14 protein-coding genes and 1 tRNA gene are annotated in these 15,124 nt (G+C 65.9%); 7 read left to right on the top strand and 8 right to left on the bottom strand.

Annotated elements, in window-relative coordinates:
* Nucleotides 1–131 precede the first annotated feature (131 nt).
* Together AC4BCN_RS24785 and AC4BCN_RS24780 are read left to right on the top strand one after the other, a co-directional pair.
* Nucleotides 132–1,133 (top strand): class 1 fructose-bisphosphatase, encoded by a 1,002-nt coding sequence (locus tag AC4BCN_RS24785; protein WP_034747152.1) that lies wholly within the window; start codon nt 132–134, stop codon nt 1,131–1,133.
* 117 nt (nt 1,134–1,250) lie between these two features.
* Nucleotides 1,251–1,326, top strand: a tRNA-Thr gene (locus AC4BCN_RS24780).
* 68 nt (nt 1,327–1,394) lie between these two features.
* Here AC4BCN_RS24780 and AC4BCN_RS24775 read toward each other — a convergent pair.
* The 4 genes from AC4BCN_RS24775 to AC4BCN_RS24760 form a co-directional block, all read right to left on the bottom strand.
* Nucleotides 1,395–1,814 carry a cupin domain-containing protein gene (locus AC4BCN_RS24775; RefSeq protein WP_490491993.1) on the bottom strand — a complete coding sequence of 140 codons (420 nt, stop codon included), beginning with the start codon at nt 1,812–1,814 and terminating at the stop codon, nt 1,395–1,397.
* Between the two features lie 77 nt (nt 1,815–1,891).
* Complete coding sequence (locus AC4BCN_RS24770) at nt 1,892–2,719, bottom strand: AraC family transcriptional regulator (RefSeq protein ID WP_490491992.1); 828 nt, start codon at nt 2,717–2,719, stop codon at nt 1,892–1,894.
* A gap of 83 nt (nt 2,720–2,802) precedes the next feature.
* Nucleotides 2,803–3,894, bottom strand: coding sequence for a porin (locus AC4BCN_RS24765; RefSeq protein WP_490491991.1), 1,092 nt, complete (start codon nt 3,892–3,894; stop codon nt 2,803–2,805).
* Nucleotides 3,895–3,901: 7 nt separating this feature from the next.
* The gene (locus AC4BCN_RS24760) at nt 3,902–5,776 is read right to left on the bottom strand and encodes an amidohydrolase (protein ID WP_490491990.1); all 1,875 of its coding nucleotides are present in this window, start codon (nt 5,774–5,776) and stop codon (nt 3,902–3,904) included.
* A 245-nt stretch (nt 5,777–6,021) separates the two neighbouring features.
* On the opposite strand from AC4BCN_RS24760, the gene AC4BCN_RS24755 reads away from it, so the two are divergent.
* Entirely contained in the window at nt 6,022–6,720 is a 699-nt protein-coding gene (locus AC4BCN_RS24755; protein ID WP_092713839.1) for a YoaK family protein, read from the top strand.
* Between the two features lie 6 nt (nt 6,721–6,726).
* On the top strand, nt 6,727–9,807 hold the full coding sequence (locus AC4BCN_RS24750; protein ID WP_490491989.1) for a sensor histidine kinase: 3,081 nt from the start codon (nt 6,727–6,729) through the stop codon (nt 9,805–9,807).
* Here the strand turns inward: AC4BCN_RS24750 and AC4BCN_RS24745 are convergent.
* Entirely contained in the window at nt 9,781–10,413 is a 633-nt protein-coding gene (locus AC4BCN_RS24745) for a response regulator (RefSeq protein ID WP_490491988.1), read from the bottom strand. The two genes, AC4BCN_RS24750 and AC4BCN_RS24745, sit on opposite strands and share 27 nt — an antisense overlap.
* A 210-nt stretch (nt 10,414–10,623) precedes the next feature.
* On the opposite strand from AC4BCN_RS24745, the gene AC4BCN_RS24740 reads away from it, so the two are divergent.
* Both AC4BCN_RS24740 and AC4BCN_RS24735 read left to right on the top strand, forming a co-directional pair.
* Nucleotides 10,624–11,310, top strand: a complete 687-nt coding sequence (locus AC4BCN_RS24740) for a hydrolase (protein WP_072455759.1) — start codon at nt 10,624–10,626, stop codon at nt 11,308–11,310.
* A gap of 73 nt (nt 11,311–11,383) precedes the next feature.
* Nucleotides 11,384–11,662 (top strand): XapX domain-containing protein, encoded by a 279-nt coding sequence (locus AC4BCN_RS24735; RefSeq protein ID WP_490491987.1) that lies wholly within the window; start codon nt 11,384–11,386, stop codon nt 11,660–11,662.
* Between the two features lie 30 nt (nt 11,663–11,692).
* On the opposite strand, the gene AC4BCN_RS24730 is transcribed toward AC4BCN_RS24735, so the two are convergent.
* The 3 genes from AC4BCN_RS24730 to AC4BCN_RS24720 all read right to left on the bottom strand — a co-directional run bounded on the left by AC4BCN_RS24730 (nt 11,693) and on the right by AC4BCN_RS24720 (nt 14,233).
* Nucleotides 11,693–12,334 (bottom strand): response regulator, encoded by a 642-nt coding sequence (locus AC4BCN_RS24730; RefSeq protein WP_456150888.1) that lies wholly within the window; start codon nt 12,332–12,334, stop codon nt 11,693–11,695.
* Between the two features lie 14 nt (nt 12,335–12,348).
* A complete protein-coding gene (locus tag AC4BCN_RS24725) occupies nt 12,349–13,092 on the bottom strand; it encodes a sensor histidine kinase (protein WP_490491986.1) in 744 nt (247 codons plus the stop codon).
* 163 nt (nt 13,093–13,255) lie between these two features.
* Entirely contained in the window at nt 13,256–14,233 is a 978-nt protein-coding gene (locus tag AC4BCN_RS24720) for an alpha/beta fold hydrolase (RefSeq protein ID WP_490491985.1), read from the bottom strand.
* A 187-nt stretch (nt 14,234–14,420) separates the two neighbouring features.
* Here AC4BCN_RS24720 and AC4BCN_RS24715 point away from each other — a divergent pair, with 187 nt between their 5' ends.
* On the top strand, nt 14,421–14,840 hold the full coding sequence (locus tag AC4BCN_RS24715; RefSeq protein ID WP_217653682.1) for a DoxX family protein: 420 nt from the start codon (nt 14,421–14,423) through the stop codon (nt 14,838–14,840).
* The last annotated feature ends 284 nt before the right edge of the window (nt 14,841–15,124 follow it).

Here is a 15,124-nt window from a genome sequence, read left to right as displayed (position 1 = left end):
TACGCCCTGCGGGCTAATCCGACCTACGCGCATGCATGGGCATTCATCATTTTGTAGGTCGGCTTAGCGCCAGGGGCGCGTAAGCCGACAGGCACCGAACGAGACGTATTTAAAACTAACGAAGGGGTTTCATGAAACGCATCAGTCTTACGCAATACCTGGTTGAAGAGCAGCGCTCGAACAACAGCATTCCGGCCGAACTGCGCCTGCTGATCGAAGTCGTCGCGCGCGCCTGCAAGACCATCAGCCACGCCGTCGGCAAGGGTGCGCTGGGCGAAGTGCTGGGCACGGCCGACACGGAAAACGTGCAGGGCGAAGTACAGAAAAAACTCGACATCATCTCCAACGAGATCCTGCTCGAAGCGAACGAATGGGGCGGCCACCTGGCGGCCATGGCGTCAGAAGAGATGGAATCGATCCACCCGATCCCGAACCGCTATCCGAAGGGCGAATACATGCTGTTGTTCGACCCACTCGATGGCTCGTCGAACATCGACGTCAACGTCTCGATCGGCACCATCTTCTCCGTGCTGAAGGCGCCGGACGGCATGGGGCAGCCGACCGAGCAGGACTTCATGCAGGCAGGCAGCAAGCAAGTGGCGGCCGGCTACGCCGTGTACGGCCCGCAAACCATGCTGGTGCTGACCTTCGGCAATGGCGTGAACTGCTTCACCCTGGACCGTGAAATGGGTTCGTGGGTCCTCACGCAAAGCAATATGCAGATTCCGCCGACGACGAAGGAATTCGCCATCAACATGTCGAACGCGCGCCACTGGCATCCGCCCGTGAAACGCTATGTCGACGAACTGCTGGCCGGCGACACGGGCCCGCGCGGCACCAATTTCAACATGCGCTGGATCGCCTCGATGGTGGCCGACGTGCACCGCATCCTGAACCGCGGCGGCATCTTCATGTATCCGGCCGACCTGCGCGACACGTCGATGCCGGGCAAGCTGCGCCTGATGTACGAAGCGAACCCGATGGCCTTCATCGTCGAGCAAGCGGGCGGCGCGGCCACCGACGGCCAGCAGCGCATCATGGACATCGCCCCGCACAAGCTGCACCAGCGCGTGCCCGTGTTCCTCGGCTCGAAAGACGAAGTGGCCCGCGTCACGGCTTACCACGCTGAGTAAAAAAACCGCACTTTTCCACGATTTTCAGCGGCCCGCAGCCGGGCCGCTAAAAAAATGCAAAAAAGTTCGCGTTGACACTAGCAAATTTTGTGCATTGTTTGTAGAATGTGGGTCTTCGCCGTTGTAGCTCAGTTGGTAGAGCAGCACATTCGTAATGTGAAGGTCGCCAGTTCGATTCCGGCCAACGGCACCAAGTTTCATCAGAAAACCCGCTTACTTGTAAAAGTCAGCGGGTTTTTTGTTATTTTTCGCTTTCCTGTTTCAGATCCACTGGTCGTTCTGCACCGTGCGTTCGCCCGCGCCGCCGTCGCCTGTATTGACCACGCCGCGCGGCTCGATCAGCAGCAGCCTCGTTTCGGCGCTGGCGCACGGCTTGTGTTCGACGCCCTTGGGCACCACGGCCATCTGGCCGGCAGTCAGCACGATGGCGTGTCCTTCCGCATAGCCAGGGCCGCGCAGTGCGATGCGCAATTCGCCGTCCAGCACGATGAAGGTTTCATCCGTATCGGCGTGCCGGTGCCACTGGAATTCACCGAGTACCTTGACGACCTTGAATTGGTAGTCGTTCATTTCGGCGATGACGCGCGGTTGCCAGTGTCCGTCGATCAGGTCGATCTTGCCTGCCAGGTCGATGGATTGGCCCTGGACGCGCGTGGTGGTGGTAGTGGTAGTGTCTGGCATGCTGTACTCCGTTCAAGTGGCGATGCAGCGAGAATACGCAGGTGCTTGCCGGCCGTATTGAACGATCGTGGGTGTTTTCAGCGTGTGCTGGCGCCGCCAGCGTAACGCAGCCAGCGGCCGGGCGTGATTCCGTGGGTTTTCAGGAAATGCCGCGTCATGTGGCTCTGGTCGGCAAAGCCTGCCGCCATGGCGGCCGAGGCGAGCGTGGCGCCACCCAAGAGCAGGCGCCGCACCATCTCCAGGCGCCGCATCGTCAGATAGCGGTATGGGCTGGTGCCATAAAACACGCGAAAGTCGTGCGACAGGCTCCAGCGGTCGCGTCCCATCGCCGCTTCCAGTTCCTCCAGGGTGACGGCGCGCGTGCAGTGCGCCTGCAAGTAGTCGCGCGCGCGCCGCGCCGCCAGGTAGTCGCCTTTTGGACGCTGCATCGGCGTGCCGGCCGCCTCCGCCAGCGCATGCGCCAGTTCGGCCAGCGCCTCGCTCTGCTCCAGCGCTTCGAGCGGGTGGCCGTCGTGCGGCAGCAAGGCGCAGGTGGCCGCCGCCAGGCGGGGATCGGTCGACACACCGCCTTCGATGAAGGGCAGCGCGCGGCCGCCCAGCACGTCCTGGAACAGCGCCGGTTCGATATACAACATGCGGTAACGGAAGCCGGCGTCGGTACCCGCCTGGCCATCGTGCGCCTCGTCGGGATGCAGGATCATGGTATTGCCGGGCAGGCTGTCGCGCTGACCCCGGCGATAGCTGAAACGCTGCACGCCGGCCAGCGTGCGGCCGATGGCGTAGGTGTCGTGGCGGTGCATGGCATAGGCCTTGCCCTGGAACCACGCTTCGATGCGTTCGATTCCCTGTACCGGTTCGGCGCACTTGACCCAGTCGCCAAGCGCCGACGCTGATGCTCGCTTCATGGTGTCTGTTCGCAGATGCCTGCCCTGGTTGCGGAATGAAGACTGTACGCGCCGCGCGCAGGGCTGTCCACGAAAACCGTGCCTCAGAAGTTGTGTTTGATCCCCAGTGCCACGCCCGACAGGGTCGCGCCTGCCGTACCTGTTTCGCGTCCGACGCTGTTGATGGCAAAGCCGGCGATGCCGTTGCGGCCGTTGGCCAGGCGCGTGTAGTAGGCATACAGGCTGCTGCGTTTCGACAGCTGGTAGTCGTAGCCGATGGTGGCGTGGGTGGCGCCCATGCCGGCTCCCGCGCGCACGGTGCCGATGGTTTCCAGCGCGCTGCCGGTGGCGCTTTGCGCGTGGGCCAGACCGACACGCAGGCCGTGGCGGCCGAACTGGCGCGTGGCGGAGGCATACACCGTGCGCCGGCGCAGGTCTCCTGTCGCCGTGGCATAGCGCAGGCTTTCCAAGGCTAACGCCAGCTGCGTGGCGCTGTCAACGCGCCACGCGATGGCCAGCTTGCTGCCACGGTCGCTCAAGCCCCGTCCCTGGTAGTCGTGATGCTCTTCATGCGCCACCGTGGCGTACAGGGCGCCGCCGTCGTAGAGCAGGGCGGCCGACGTCAGTGCCGGATGTGCTCCACTGGCCGGCCGTTCTTCCGCCATGCCGTGCGCCACGCGCAGCGACCAGCCCTGCCACTGCGGCGTCCAGTAATGCACGCTGTTCTGCTGGCGCCTATCGAACGAGTACGTGTTGCTGGTATTGTTTTCGGTCGCGCCCGCGCCGTTGCCCATCAGGCTCATGTAGCCGGCCGTGGTGGGATAGAACGGGTCGAGCGCGGAGGTGGCGCTGTTGTAGGGCAGGGTCCAGTTGCCGGCAAACAGCGTGCCCCACGGCCCGGCAATGCCGACGCGCGTGTCGCGCGCGGCGATGGAGCCCGCGCCCGTGTCGGGCGACAAGGTACCTTCGACCTGGAACAGCGCCTGCCAGCCGCCGCCCAAGTTTTCGCTGCCGCGAACACCGAGTACCGAGCGGTTGTTGGACAGGCGCTGCACGCTGTCGCCGCTGCCGGACGCATGCAGCGCTTCGAGCGCCACGTTCAGGCGGCCGTACAGCTGCACATTTTCCTGTGCCGCGGCGGGCAGGGCCGCCGCCAGTGCCAGGGCACCGGCGGCGCATGAAAACACGCGCGCCATACGCACCTCAGAACGCAAAGCAGCTGCACCCCAGCGCACCCCAGAAGCCGGAATGGCTGGACACGGGTACGGAACTCTTGCGCGCCACGTCGTGGGCGTGGGCATGCACGCCGCAAGCGCCCTGGCACTGGTGCTGCTGCATGACGCTGGTTTTTTGCGGCGGCGCGGAGCGGTAGTGGCCGGCCACGTTTTTCACGGGCGACCAATCGGGCAGCACGGGAATAGCAGGCGGCGCCAGCTTGGTAAATTCCGCCTGGCCGTAGACGATCTTGCCGCCGACGATGGTAAGCACGGACTCAATTGACTTGATCGCCTCTTCATCGATGCTGAAGAAGTCCGCGCTCAGCACGGCCAGGTCGGCCAGCATGCCTTCCTGGATGCGCCCCTTCTTGCCTTGCTCGCTGGAGAACCAGGCGCTGCCCGCCGTCCACAGTTCCAGCGCCGTGCCGCGCGACAAACGGCTGCCCGCGTCGTACAGGCGCAAGCCGCCTACGGTGCGGCCCGATACCAGCCAGTACAGCGCCGTCCACGGGTTGTAGCTGGCGACCCTGGTCGCATCCGTGCCGCCGCCCACGGGCACGCCCGAGGCAAGCATGCGGGCGATGGGCGGCGTGGCCTTGGCCGCTTCCGCGCCGTAGCGGTCGACAAAGTATTCGCCCTGGAAGGCCATGCGGTGCTGGATGGCGATGCCGCCGCCCAGCGCCTTGACCCGGTCGATGTTTTTCGGCGTGATGGTTTCGCAGTGGTCGAACATCCAGTGCAGGCCGTCGAACGGGATATCGCGGTTGACCTTTTCAAAGACCGTCAGCATGCGCTCTATCGATTCGTCGTAGGTGGCGTGCAGGCGGAAAGGCCAGCGTTTCGACACCAGGTGGCGCACGACCTTTTCCAGTTCGTCGTCCATGCCGGGCGCCAGGTCCGGGCGCGGCTCGAGGAAATCCTCGAAGTCGGCGGCGGAAAACACGAGCATTTCGCCGGCGCCGTTATGACGGTAGTAATCGTCGCCCTGGCCCGGCGTGACCATCTCCGTCCACTTCTGGAAGTCTTGCAGTTCCGCGCCCTTGTTTTGCGTGAACAGGTTGTAGGCGATGCGTATCGTCAGCTGCTCTTTTTGCGCCAGTTCCTCGACCACCGCGTAGTCTTCCGGATAATTCTGGAAGCCGCCGCCCGCGTCGATGGCGCTGGTCAGGCCCAGGCGATTGAGTTCGCGCATGAACTGGCGCGTGGAATTGACTTGCAATTCGCGCGGCAGGGTTGGACCCTTGGCCAGGGTCGCATATAAAATCATGGCGTTCGGACGCGCGATCAGCATGCCCGTGGGGTTGCCGGCCGCGTCGCGCACGATTTCGCCGCCGGGCGGGTTCGGCGTATTTTTATCGTAGCCGACCACGCGCAGGGCGGCGCGGTTGAGCAGGGCGCGGTCGTACAGGTGCAGGATGAAGACGGGCGTGTCCGGTGCGGCCGCGTTGATTTCATCGAGGGTCGGCATGCGCTTTTCCGCGAACTGGAATTCGTTCCAGCCGCCGACGACGCGCACCCACTGCGGGTTCGGCGTGCGCAGCGCCTGTTCCTTCAGCATGCGCAGGGCGTCGGCCAGCGAGGGCACGCCTTCCCAGCGCAATTCCAGGTTGTAGTTCAAGCCGCCGCGGATCAGGTGCAGGTGCGAGTCGTTCAGGCCGGGAATCACGGTGCGGCCACCGAGGTCGATCACGCGGCTGTCGGGCGCGCGGTGGCGCATGACGTCATCGGCATCGCCCACGGCGAGAAATTTGCCGTCGGCGATGGCCACCGCGCTCGCTTGCGGGCAGCTTTTATCGACGGTATGGAAGCAGCCATTGAGCAGTATCAAGGGTGCGGCGGCGGGGAGGGTGTGTTCTGGCATGGTGCAGCTCCATGGTTGCGGTGCGGGGGAGGGCCGGCGTGCGCGGCGCGAAAGTCACGTCGGCCAGTGTAGCTGGCGCCCCGCGTTTGAACACGGGTCAAAAGATCAGGTGGAGCGTGGCGCACTGGCCGAATGGCGGGGGCGCAGGCCGGCCGCATGGCTTACCATGCAGGCAGTGGCGCCGGGGCGCTTCCCTGGCGCGTTTTCTGTTTTTTAGTGCATTGCACGGTATCGGGAGTCATTCGATGGATCAGCCACCACACAGCCGCTTGTTCGGCACCAGCCTGGGATTTTTAGCCGGGTATGTCGATACCCTGGGTTTTATTGCCCTGTTTGGCCTGTTTACGGCCCATGTCACGGGCAACTTCGTGCTGATCGGCGCCGCCCTGGCGGATGCATCGCGCGTGTCCATCCTGTTGAAGTTTCTCGCTTTTCCCGCGTTTATCGCCGGCGTCGCCGTCACGCGCCTGATGGTGCTGGCCGTCGAGCGCCGCGCCGGCCCGTCGCTGACCCTGGCGATGCTGCTGCAGTGGGCCTTGCTGGCCGGCTTCATGGTGTTTGGCATCCTGGCCGAACCGATCGGCAAGGACGTCAGTTCCATGGCCATGGTGGCAGGCTTGCTGGGCACGGCCGCCATGGGCGTGCACAGCGCCACCAGCCGGCTGTTGCTGGCGCACCTGGCGCCCACCTCCATGATGACGGGGAACGTGACGCAGATCGTCATCGACACCGTCGACGTGCTGCGCGGCGCTGCCGATGCCGCCACCCATGCACGCTGCGGCAAGTTCTTCTGGCCGCTGGCAGCCTTCGCCCTGGGCGCTATCGCGGCCGCCTTTGCCTACCTGGCTGTCGGCTTCGTGGCGCTGGCCGTGCCCTTGCTGCTGCTCGCCGGCCTGATTATCGTGCAGCACCGCAGCGGCCGCGCGGCCGTGCCTGCCGCCTGATCCGCCGTGCGCCTGTCCGTCCTGGCCGCGCTGTGCTGGCTGCCCTTGCTGCTGTTGTTCAGCCCTCCCGGGCTGGCCATCGACGCGGCGCGCGGCATCCACCAGCTGCAGCACACCAGCTGGACGTCCAGGGATGGCGCACCGGACGATATCAGCGTCATCGCCCAGGGCGGCGACGGCTTCCTGTGGCTGGGCACCCATTCGGGCCTCGTGCGTTTTGACGGCCTGCGTTTCGCACCCTTGCGCGCGCGCCAGGGCGCGTTTCCCGATACGGTGACCCTGGCCCTCAAGCGCGCGGCCGACGGCGGCATGTGGGTGGGCTGGCAAGTGGGCGGCATCAGCCATGTCAAGGATGGCGTGGTGCGCAATTACGGCGAGGCGCAGGGCGTGCGGCCCGGTTCCGTCTGGGGTTTTGCCATCGACGCCACGGGCGCCGTGTGGGCCGCCGGCGTGGCCGGGGTGTCGCGCTTCGACGGCCGGCGCTGGCAGGCGATGGGGCCGGCGCAGGGCTACACGGCGCAAAAGGCCTCGGCCGTGTTCGCGGACCGCGGCGGCAAGCTGGGCGTGTTCAGCGAACAGGGCCTGTTTCTCTGGCAGCCGGGCCAGGCTCGCTTCGCGCCGCCCGTGGGCCGCCTGGACCTGCGCGCGCCCCCGCAGCAGGGACCGGACGGCCGCCTGTATCTGCTGGAGCTGCGCGGCATCCGCATCATCGACTCGCTCGAGCGCTACGACCAGCTCGACCACCGCTGGATCTACCGCGATACGAGCGGCACCAGCGGCAGCATGCTGGTCGACCGCCAGGGCACCTTGTGGTTCGACAGCCAGTTCGGCCTGCACCGCACGCGCAGCGCCGGCGCGCTGGAGCCGCAACAGCTGGGCATCAGCGGCGACACGGAATCGTTCCTGCCCCGCGACGGCTTGAGCAATGTGCTGATCGGTTCCCTGTGCTACGACAACGAAGGCAATGTCTGGGTTGCCACGTATGCTGGCCTGGACCGCTTCCGCCAGGCCGCGCCCGTGATCCTCAGCGCGCGCGCGGGACCCAAGGCGCCCGAAACCTTCCGCGCGCAGCAGCTGTCGCCCGGCACGGGAGGGCGCATGTGGCTATCGCGCGAAGGCGATGCGCCGCTGATGCTGGCGGCGCCCGACGGCAAGGTCTTGCGCGCGCCCGCGCTGGGGCCGATCACGGCCATCATGGCGGCGCCGGGCGGTATCCGCGTGGGCGCCCGCGCCGGCCTGCTGCGGCTCGATGGCGACGATGGCCGCGTGCTCGAGACGATTGCCTATCCGCCGGAAGCGGCCGCCTTGAAACGGGTGCGCATGGCCGTGAACGCGCCCGACGGCAGCCTGTGGGCGATTTTCAGCGGCGCCGGCGTGTTCCAGTACGCGGACGGCGCATGGCGGCGTGAACCGGCCTTGCCCGAGGGCGGGCGCAAGGTGCCGCTGGCGCTGCTGGCCGATGCGGCCGGCCGCCTGTGGCTGTCCTATCCGGACGGCAGCGTGGCGGTGCTGGGCGGCGGGCGCCTGGCCAGCTACGGTCCCGCACAGGGCCTGGACCTGGGCAAGGTGCCCGCGCTGATCGAGACGGGCGGCCAGCTGCTGGCGGGCGGTCAGCAGGGCCTGGCGCTGTGGCGCGATGGGCGCTTCGTGCCACTGCGTGCCGCGGTGCCCGGCGTTTTCGATGGCGTGGTTGGCATGCTGCGCGCGCGTGACGGTACTCTGTGGCTCAATACGGGCAATGGCGCCGTGCGCGTGGCCGCGGCCGAAGTAGCCCAGGCTCTGCGCGATCCATCGCATCCCATGCAGGCGCAGTTGTACGATGGCGCCGATGGCTTGAACGGCAAAATGAGTTTGCTGCATAACGACTCGATTGCCGAAGCGGACGATGGCAGGATCTGGTTTTCGCGCCAGAGCGCGACCTTCTGGATCGATCCGCATCAGCCGGCGCCGCCACTGCCGGCGCCGCAGGCCGAGATCGGCGCATTGATGGTCGACGGCGAGAACGTTGCCGCCGCCGATTATGAGCGCCTGCCCGCCGGCACGCGCGACGTGCAGTTCGCCTACAACGCCAGCAGCCTGGGCGCGCCGTCGCGCCTGCGCTTCCGCTACCGGCTGGAAGGCTACGACAGGGACTGGCAGCATGCGGACGAGCGGCGCCAGGCGCAATACACGGGCCTGGGGCCGGGCGCCTACCGCTTCCAGGTGATGGCCATCAATGGCGACGGCGTGGCCAGCGCGGTGGCGCAATTGCCATTCCGCGTGCTGCCCGCCTTCTACCAGACCTGGTGGTTCCGCAGCCTGTGCGCGGCGGCGTTGCTGGCGGCTGCGTATGGCGTTTGCCGCTGGCGTCTGGGCCAGCACGCCGCGCGCCTGCAGGCGCGGATGGAGGCGCAGCAGGCCGAGCGCGAACGCATCGCGCGCGAACTGCACGATACCCTGCTGCAGGGCACGCAGGCGATGATCCTGCACTTTCACAATGCCAGCATGGCCATCGCCGAGGATGATCCCGCGCGCGCCGCCATGCTGCGCGCGCTCGACGACGCCGACCGCATGCTGGGCGAGGGGCGCGACCACGTGCACGACCTGCGCGCCGGCGACGATGCCGGCGCGCGCTGGAGCGCCATCCTGCAGCGCGAAGGCGAACGGCTGGCGGCGCAGCACGGCATCGTGTTCCGCTATGCGGAGGAAGGCGAGCCGCGCATGCTGCATGCGCGCGCCGCCCATGAAATCTACCGCATCGCCAGCGAAGCGCTGCGTAATGCCTTCCAGCATGCGCGCGCGCAGGTGGTCGAGGTGGCGGTGCGCTATGCGTGCGGCGGCATTGAACTGCTCGTGCGCGATGATGGCCAGGGCTTGCCGCCCGTGGTGGCGGCCTATGGACAGATTCCCGGACACTGGGGCATGCCCGGCATGCGCGAGCGCGCCGCCAGGCTCGGCGCGCGCCTGTCCGTGGGCGGGCGCGACGGAGGCGGCACGCAGTGGCACCTGCGGGTGCCGGCGCGCCGCGCCTGGCCGGTGGCGCACGGCCCGCTGCGCCGCTGGTGGCAGCGCTGGCGCCGCTCAGGCGTCGAGGATGCCGCGCCGTAGCGCGATGGTGACGGCGTGGGTGCGGTCCCTGGCACCCAGCTTGGCCAGGATGGTGCTCATGTGCGCCTTGACGGTTTCTTCCTTGATCTGCAGCAGGGCGCCCGTTTCGCGGTTGGAATTGCCTTGCGCCACCTGCTTGAGTACGTCCAGTTCACGGTTCGACAGCACGTCGCTGCACGCATACAGCGCCAGCTCCGCCTCGATCTCGGGCGTGATGTGGCGCCGACCCGCGTGCACGTTCTGTATCGCCGCCAGCAATTCGTGGCGCAGCGCGCTTTTCAGCACATAGCCGCAGGCGCCCGCACGGATGGCGCGCAGCACCTGCGTGTCGCCCTTGTAGGTGGTCAGCACGATGATGCGCGCCTGCGGATGGCGTGCGCGGATGGCGCCGATCGCGTCGAGGCCGCTCATGACCGGCATCTGCAAATCCATCAGCGTGACATCGGGCAGCAGCGCGTCAAATTGCTGTGCCGCCTGCTGGCCATCGGTCGCCTGGCCCACCAGTACCACGCTGGGAAAGGCGCGCAGCAGGGCCGCGATGCCGTCGAGCAGCAACTGGTGGTCGTCGGCGATGAGGACGCGTATCGGTGCCGTATCGCTGCGCATGATGTTGTCTGGGAAAGAGGAGTTATCGATCAAGAGTCGTCGGAACATGGTAAGCAAAAGGTATTTTACCGCAGCGCCCGCCCTCCTGTAGGAGCTATTTCCCAGCGGCAATCAACATGCCAGCCTATATTTAGATAGTGGTGCGGGCACGCCGCCAGGCATACGATGCACGGCAGTACCCACTCAACCCTCTCCTTCATGGATGACATCATGACCAATCCGAAACTGGAAGTTCTTACCCCCGACAATTGCCAGATCATCTTCATCGACCAGCAGCCGCAAATGGCGTTCGGCGTGCAGTCGATGGACCGCCAGGCGCTGAAAAACAATACCGTGGGCCTGGCCAAGGCCGCCAAGGTGTTCAACATCCCCACCATCATCACCACCGTCGAAACGGAAAGCTTCTCCGGCCATACCTATCCGGAACTGCTCGACGTCTTCCCCGGCAAGGATATCCTCGAGCGCAGCTCGATGAATTCGTGGGATGACCAGAAGGTGCGCGATGCGCTGGCCGCCAACGGCAAGAAGAAGGTCGTCGTGTCGGGCCTGTGGACGGAAGTGTGCAACAACAGCTTCGCCCTGTGCGCGATGCTCGAAGGCGACTACGAAATCTACATGGTGGCCGATGCCTCGGGCGGCACCTCGAAGGAAGCGCACGACTACGCCATGCAGCGCATGATCCAGGCCGGCGTGGTGCCGGTGACGTGGCAGCAGGTGCTGCTGGAATGGCAGCGCGACTGGGCGCACAAGGCGACCTATGACGCCGTCATGGCCATCGTGCGCGAACATTCGGGCGCCTACGGCATGGGCGTCGACTACGCCTACACGATGGTGCACAAGGCGCCGCAGCGCATCCATGGCGACCATACGACCCTGGCGCCGGTGCCGGCCAAGTAAACGCCGCGCGGCTATGCCATGCGCCGCGCGCCTGACCGCGCGCGGCGTTTTTTTTCATTGAAAGGAATGCGCCATGAAGTTATATGTGATTTCGCTGGCTGTGGGCTTGCTCGTTGGCATCATCTACGCCGTCTTGCAAGTGCGCTCGCCGGCGCCGCCCGCGATAGCCCTGATCGGCCTGCTGGGCATGCTGATCGGCGAACAGATCGTCCCCAGTGTCAAGCGCCTGATGGCGGGCGAGCCTGTGACGGTATCGTGGCTGCGCAGCGAATGCGTGCCGAAGATCAGCGGCGTGGAAGCCAAGCCAACGCTGGCCAAGGCCGCGGCAAAGTCGGATGATGATGCAGCGTAAATGCTGGGGTCTGACCCCGGTTCCCGGCAGCTAGAACGCGCCCAGCAAGCCGCGCCGGGCGGCCACCGTGGCCGCCTCGGTGCGGCTTGATACGTTGAGCTTGGTCAAAATATTGTTTACGTGAAATTTCACGGTGCCCACCTCGATGCCGGCGCTGCGCGCGATCATCTTGTTGCTCTTGCCTGCGGACAGGTGCAGCAGGATGTCGTGCTCGCGTTTCGACAGGCGGTTCGCGTCGATGCGGCTGGCTTGCTGCGCCGCCAGTTCCGGCGGCAGGTAATGTCTGCCGGCGGCCACCTGGCGGATGCACTGCGTCAGTTGCAGGAAGCCTGAATCCTTCAGCAGGTAGCCGCGCGCGCCGGCGCGCAAGGCCCGGTGCACGCTGTCCTCGCCCTGGTAGGTGGTGAGGATGATGATCTTCGCTTGCGCGTCGTCCGCGCAGATGCGCTCGATCGCCTCGACGCCATGCATCTCCGGCATGTTCAAATCCATCAGCACCACGTCGGGCCGCAGCTGCCGGTACAGCTCCACGGCGGCAAGGCCCGTGCCGGCCTGGCCCAGCAGGCGCAAACCGGGCAGCGAGGCGATCAGCGAGGCCAGGCCGGCCAGGATCAGCGGGTGGTCGTCGGCGATCAAGAGGGTAATCGGCGGATCCGCCGGGGGCGTGGTCATGTCCATGGTTGTCCTCATAACGCTGGCAGGGTGAAGTGGAAGACGCTGCCGTGGGACGCGCCGGGCGCATGCCACAGGCGCCCGCCATGCGCGTCGACGATGCGGCGGCAGATGGCCAGGCCCATGCCCATGCCGTCCGGCTTGCTGGAATACGGGGCGTCGTACAGGTGGCCGGCTGCCTGCGGCGCGATGCCGGCGCCATTGTCGGCGATGCTGAAATGCTGCACGCCCCCATCGAGGCGCGAGGACAGCAGCACCGTGCGCGGCCTGCCGCTGGTGCCCTGCAGGGCTTCGATGGCGTTCATCAGCAGGTTCAGGACGACTTGCCGGAATTGCACCGGGTCGGCGTGCAGCAGCGGGCGGCCAGGTGCCAGCTGCGTTTCCAGGTGGATGGCGTGGCGTTGCAGTGGCGCGCGCAGCAGCGGCAGCAGGTCTTGCACAGCGTCGTCGGCCACAAAATGATCGTGGCTGCCCGGTGCCTTGCAGGCCAGGCCATGCACGCTGCGCAGCACGGCGCTGGCATGGCTGCCGGCGCTGGCGACCAGGGCCAGCGCCGCGCGCGCCTCGTCGAGGCGGGGCGGGTCGTGATCGAGCCAGCGCAAGGCGGCATCGGCATTGAGCGCGATGGCCGCCAGCGGCTGGCGCACCTCGTGCGCGACCGATGCGGCAAATTCACCCATGCCGTCCATGCTGCCCATGTGCTGCGCGTGCGCCAGGTCGGCGTCTTGCTTCTGAGGGAAATAATGCATGCTGGCCATCGCCGTGCTCCTGTCGCTGTCGCGGCGTATGCCGCATTGCAACAAGTATGCACGCGCCGTCAGGCAAGGCAGTTATACGAATGGGGGAGGCGGGCGGTTTTTTTATGCGACGGAGGCGATAAACACCGCCGGGCGGGCCGGCGGTGCGGGGAGCGAAGAACGATCAGGACTTGATAAAGGCCAGCAAGTCTTCGTTCAGGCGGTCCTTGTGGGTCGCCGGCAAGCCGTGCGGCGCACCTTCATAGATGACCAGCTTGGCGTTCTTGATGAGCTTGGCCGCAGCCTTGCCGGAAGCGTCGATCGGCACGATCTGGTCGTCGCCGCCGTGCACGACCAGGGTCGGCACGGAGATTTTCTTCAGGTCGGCCGTGAAGTCCGTCTCGGAAAACTGCTTGATGCAATCGTAGGCGTTCTTGATGCCGCACTGCATGCCCTGCAGCCAGAAGGTGTCGCGCATGCCTTGCGATACCTTGTTGCCGGGACGGTTGGCGCCGAAGAACGGCACGGTCAGGTCCTTGAAGAATTGCGAACGGTCGGCCAGCACGCCGGCGCGGATGCCGTCAAACACCGACATCGGCAAGCCGCCCGGATTGGTCTCCGACTTGACCATCTGTGGCGGCACGGCGCCCACCAGCACGGCCTTGGCCACGCGTTTTTCGCCATGGCGGCCGATATAGCGCGCCACTTCGCCGCCGCCCGTCGAATGGCCGACCAGGGTCGCGCCCTTGATGTCGAGCGCGTCGAGCAGGGTAGCCAGGTCGTCGGCGTAGGTATCCATGTCATTGCCCTGCCATGGCTGGCTCGACAGGCCGTGGCCGCGGCGGTCATGCGCGATCACGCGGTAGCCGTGGCTGGCCAGGAACATCATCTGGTCTTCCCAGGCGTCGCCCTGCAATGGCCAGCCGTGGCTGAAGACAACGGGCGTGCCCGTGCCCCAGTCCTTGAAGTGGATGACGGTGCCGTCCTTGACGGTGACGTTGTTGACGGTGAGCTTGCCCGGTGCGGTGGCGGCAGCGGCAGGCTTGGCGGCGGCGCTGGCGCCACCGGCGGCCAGCAGGCCCGCACCGGCGGCGACACCGGCGACGCTGACGAGCAGCTTGCGGCGGGAAGTGACTTCTTCGGCTTCGATTTTCTTCGACATGATGCATTTCCTTCGGGGATGGGGGAGGGAGGCCGGTTACGGCCTGGACCAGTGATGGCATCGGCCAGTCTAGGCCTTCGCGCGCGCCGGCGCCTCTGCCAAAAGACCAGTCGCGCCCACGTGTCCGCCTGCCTATGATGGCTGGCAGCGGCGCGCCGCGCCGACTGGCTTTCCCACTGGAGCGATCATGAAGAAAAACTGGATGGCGGCGCTGGCCGGCCCCTTTTTACCCGATGCGGGTATGCTGTTTGCGCGCCTGACGGGCGCGCTGCTGGTGCTGCACGTGCACGGTCTGCCCAAGCTGCTGCATTTTTCCGATGAACTGGCGCACATCGACGACCCGCTGCACCTGGGCCGCGCCGTCACCCTGTACTGCGCCCTGTTCGCGGAAATCGTCTGCCCGCTGCTGGTCGCCGCCGGCTTGCTGACGCGCCTGGCCTGCCTGCCATTGCTGTTCCTGCTGGGTGTGTCGATGCTGCTCGTGCACCCGGACTGGAGCATCGCCGACGGCCAGTTCGGCTGGTTGCTGATCATCGTCTTTGGCACCATCGCCATCAGCGGCGCGGGACGCTATTCGCTCGATGCGCGGTTGCGCCTGCGTGCTTGACTCAGGTATTGGCATGCATACCAGTTTCATGGTCCAAATATAATTTCTTATTTTTAATGCCACGATGCCGTTTATCTGGATACAATATTCAGGTGCCGTTGTCATTTCGTCGGGCTTTATTTCAATGAATGGGAGTTGGCGGACCATGAAGACATTTGTAATCACCACTTTGGGGACCGCCACGGGCAGCCTTCTCTATACAGGCCTGATGAGCGATACGCATGCATTCGACTGGCACCGTGCCGTCTTTGTAGGCGTGTTTTGTGGTATATGCTCGGCCATAT

The organism is Janthinobacterium sp. Bl 1, assembly GCF_058215535.1.
The sequence above is the reverse complement of the archived record's forward strand: the minus strand, read 5'-3'. Positions and strand labels throughout refer to the sequence as shown.

Excerpts from the sequence above, each read along its gene's own strand:
- AC4BCN_RS24740 (WP_072455759.1), top strand. The coding sequence starts at position 10,624 with ATGACCAATCCGAAACTGGAAGTTCTTACCCCCGACAATTGCCAGATC.
- AC4BCN_RS24715 (WP_217653682.1), top strand. The coding sequence starts at position 14,421 with ATGAAGAAAAACTGGATGGCGGCGCTGGCCGGCCCCTTTTTACCCGAT.
- AC4BCN_RS24785 (WP_034747152.1), top strand. The coding sequence starts at position 132 with ATGAAACGCATCAGTCTTACGCAATACCTGGTTGAAGAGCAGCGCTCG.
- AC4BCN_RS24745 (WP_490491988.1), bottom strand. The coding sequence starts at position 10,413 with ATGCGCAGCGATACGGCACCGATACGCGTCCTCATCGCCGACGACCAC.
- AC4BCN_RS24755 (WP_092713839.1), top strand. The coding sequence starts at position 6,022 with ATGGATCAGCCACCACACAGCCGCTTGTTCGGCACCAGCCTGGGATTT.
- AC4BCN_RS24765 (WP_490491991.1), bottom strand. The coding sequence starts at position 3,894 with ATGGCGCGCGTGTTTTCATGCGCCGCCGGTGCCCTGGCACTGGCGGCG.
- AC4BCN_RS24760 (WP_490491990.1), bottom strand. The coding sequence starts at position 5,776 with ATGCCAGAACACACCCTCCCCGCCGCCGCACCCTTGATACTGCTCAAT.
- AC4BCN_RS24730 (WP_456150888.1), bottom strand. The coding sequence starts at position 12,334 with ATGACCACGCCCCCGGCGGATCCGCCGATTACCCTCTTGATCGCCGAC.
- AC4BCN_RS24725 (WP_490491986.1), bottom strand. The coding sequence starts at position 13,092 with ATGGCCAGCATGCATTATTTCCCTCAGAAGCAAGACGCCGACCTGGCG.
- AC4BCN_RS24770 (WP_490491992.1), bottom strand. The coding sequence starts at position 2,719 with ATGAAGCGAGCATCAGCGTCGGCGCTTGGCGACTGGGTCAAGTGCGCC.
- AC4BCN_RS24735 (WP_490491987.1), top strand. The coding sequence starts at position 11,384 with ATGAAGTTATATGTGATTTCGCTGGCTGTGGGCTTGCTCGTTGGCATC.
- AC4BCN_RS24775 (WP_490491993.1), bottom strand. The coding sequence starts at position 1,814 with ATGCCAGACACTACCACTACCACCACCACGCGCGTCCAGGGCCAATCC.
- AC4BCN_RS24720 (WP_490491985.1), bottom strand. The coding sequence starts at position 14,233 with ATGTCGAAGAAAATCGAAGCCGAAGAAGTCACTTCCCGCCGCAAGCTG.